This window comes from uncultured Boseongicola sp., assembly GCF_937988555.1.
Classification (GTDB): domain Bacteria; phylum Pseudomonadota; class Alphaproteobacteria; order Rhodobacterales; family Rhodobacteraceae; genus Boseongicola.
The window spans coordinates 1-2928 of the sequence record NZ_CALJXO010000053.1; the positions used below are offsets into that span (position 1 = coordinate 1).

At 53.3% G+C, this 2928-nt stretch carries 3 protein-coding genes; 2 read left to right on the forward strand and 1 reads right to left on the reverse strand.

Annotated features, from left to right (window positions below; all coding sequences use genetic code 11):
• A partial coding sequence (locus tag Q1B15_RS03425) for a hypothetical protein (protein ID WP_299750177.1) occupies positions 1-312 on the forward strand: 312 nt, incomplete at its 5' end.
• A gap of 75 nt (positions 313-387) precedes the next feature.
• Here the strand turns inward: Q1B15_RS03425 and Q1B15_RS03430 are convergent.
• Complete coding sequence (locus Q1B15_RS03430) at positions 388-990, reverse strand: DUF2238 domain-containing protein (RefSeq protein ID WP_299750180.1); 603 nt, start codon at positions 988-990, stop codon at positions 388-390.
• A gap of 589 nt (positions 991-1579) precedes the next feature.
• On the opposite strand from Q1B15_RS03430, the gene Q1B15_RS03435 reads away from it, so the two are divergent.
• Complete coding sequence (locus tag Q1B15_RS03435; RefSeq protein WP_299750182.1) at positions 1580-2623, forward strand: YeeE/YedE family protein; 1044 nt, start codon at positions 1580-1582, stop codon at positions 2621-2623.
• Positions 2624-2928: the final 305 nt, after the last annotated feature.

Genomic DNA, 2928 nt, shown 5'->3' on the forward strand with positions numbered 1-2928 from the left:
ACGTTGGTTTGGACAAGCAGTGACCCCACCCTGATGAAGCGCGTGATGACGACCTATCAGGCGGTCTACGCCGATGCCAGATTGCCTAGGTCATTGCCAATGAGACTGGCGTTGGCCGGGTTCTCCAGCATATCGGCGGAAAGTTTTGTGGTTTTGAACACCAGCTTTGGCGAGGACACGTACACGCCAATCGGCAGGGTTCGCAACTTCCATTATGGACAGTTCCTCGGAGTTCAGTTCGCAGGAGCAAGCAGCGTGGTTGGAAGACCAACAGGAATTAGAAAGAACGGGTGGATTCTTCTTCTCGCTTAATCGCTACCTGATTTCGGCACACAGGTGAGGCGCTGGAATGCCGGCCCCACAAAGCGGACCAATGGATGATCTCCATCAGGCGGCTCTCCGCCGAAGTCCGATTATCGTCATCGCTATGATTGCTCCTACGGCGTTGAAGCAAAGGTCGAGCGCAGTGTTAATATAGCCTCCGACATTGGTGTCGGGGACCATTAGGACGGCCGAGAACTCGATGATTTCGTTCAGCGCGCCAAGTCCCATGGATGCCAATACCGGATAAACGAGAGCGGTTGCCGTTCCATGCATTTCGGGAAAGTGACGGGTGAGCAGATGATGCAGTACCCAGGCCGTGACCCCGAACCCGTATGCATGGACCAATTGATCAAATTTCAGAATGAACAGGCGTTCTGCTTCCACAATTGGAACGAGGTGCAGATTGTAGAGGACGGAATCGCCGATTGGCACACCGCCACCGGCCATGTGCATCAGTCCCCAAACCGAAAGCGCCCATAGCATCGCCAGAGTGTACTCTGCCTTTCCGAGCGAAAGCCCGACGAGCAGAACGAGACCCACCATCGTTATCACGTAGACAATGAACTCGTAGTTGCCGATGGAAACGAACCAAAGCGTAAAGGCAACGATGTAAGCCACCGTGAAGTATGCGACGCCATGCTCCCCGCGAGATAGTATTCTTTTCATAAGCGGTATGTATCGTTTTCAGAAATCCGTTCATTGATCGGAGTCAAGTTTGAGAGATGCCCTCTCGGTCTGATTGACCGACGAGATGAAATGACAGCTTTGTCCGGAGGCTGTGTGAAAACTCGGGATTCTTCATGATTTCGCGCCGCTCGTTTTCGGGAGTTGCTATATTGATGGTTCAGCTCGACCAGAAGGCGCCCAAATCTGGCAATTTCTGGCATTTGTAAAAGCTCTCGATAGTTTTCACACAGCCTCTCCGCAGAGGGGTCATCGGCGCCGAATGCCGGGCATGGCAAATAAACTCTGAAACCGACCTACTATTCCTCGTGAATCCGGCGCTCCCATCAAGTGTCTTTGATCCCTGTGGGTTGGAGAAAATAGCAGTCGAAGCCGCTAAATCTCCATCGGCAGATAAATAGGGAAAGTGGCTTAACTAGCTCTGCCTAATTTGTATGCGGGTACCAGTGATTGACATAGTTTAGGAAAATTTTCCCGTTTGGGAGGGCATTTTTGAAATAGAGTTCTGTTTCTACTTATTGACAAGGCTGTCAACGGATCAGATGTCCGGCTTGTTGAAGAGGGGATTGTGATGCTGCTTGAACAGTATGACTGGGGGCTGGACGCTCGCACACTACAGGTTTTGTTTGCGCTTGGCCTTGGTGCTACGTTCGGCTTTGCGGCCCAGATAACTAGGTTTTGCCTTCGCCGCGCTGTCGCCGGCGATTTTCAAGATCGCGGACGGGCAGGTGCAGTTTGGCTGACGGCCTTGGCTACGGCAATAGTATGTTTTCAGCTTGCTGTTGCCGCCGGATGGGTTGACCTCGCAGGACATCGCTATCTCGATGGAGAATTGCCGTTTCTGGCAATTATTTTCGGAGGTTTAGCGTTCGGTTCGGGCATGATTCTTACGAGGGGGTGTCCGTCCCGCCTAACTGTGCTCGCCGCAACAGGCAATTTGCGCGCAGTTGCGGTGCTAGTAGTTTTTGCTATCGTTGCACACGCTACGCTCAAAGGCGTTCTGTCGCCTGCACGCACCGCACTCGGGTCTGTAAGCGCTGACCTTCCATTCGGCACTATTTCCGAAATTCCATTCGGCGCGACCATTGCCTCAGCCGTCGTGGTATTGGCCGCCATCTTCATGATCTACCGTCATCGCCCCGCGATAACAAACGTGGCTCTCGCTTCAGCCATCGGCTTAGTTCCGGTTCTCGGATGGGCAACAACAAGCTTTCTTGTATTCGATGATTTCGATCCGCTGGTAGTGCAGTCCGCTGCCTTTACTCTACCTTGGTCTGACACGTTGTTCTGGGCAATAGCCTCCAGCGCGATACCCGCAGGTTTTGGCACTGGCCTCATTGGCGGTGTGTTGCTGGGCAGCTTCCTTAGTGCAACCGTGCGCGGCGAATTGAAGCTTGAAAGTTTTGAAAGTCCGACTCAAACGCTGCGCTATACAGCCGGTGCGGTTTTGATGGGCTTTGGCGGCGTTTTAGCAGGAGGCTGCACCATTGGCGCCGGCCTTAGCGGCGGTGCAACGCTCAGCATCGCGGCTCTGCTTGCGCTTGTGAGCATCATGGTTGGTGCGGCCTTGGTCAGCCGCATGGTTGATCGGGAACCGGCGTTCGTACCTGCTTGATATCTGACGCTCGCAAGAGATCTGGCACTTTGCAGCACAAGCGAAGGACGCGATTTCAGTCCGGCCGCTCTGGGCTCGGTGCCGTCATTCCGCACCTGTGCGCACAACGGCCGCTTAAGATTAACGAAAGTCGCAGTTTTGTTTCATTCAGTTGATATGACTACAACAGAGGTGGTCGCGGACTTTCGGACCATTTGTTAAGGTGGATCGCTTGATGAGAGAGAAGATCCAGAATGAAGAAACGAAAGAACCATTCGCCTGAGTTCAAGGCCAAAGTTGCGCTTGAAGCCATCCGCGAGGAGCTG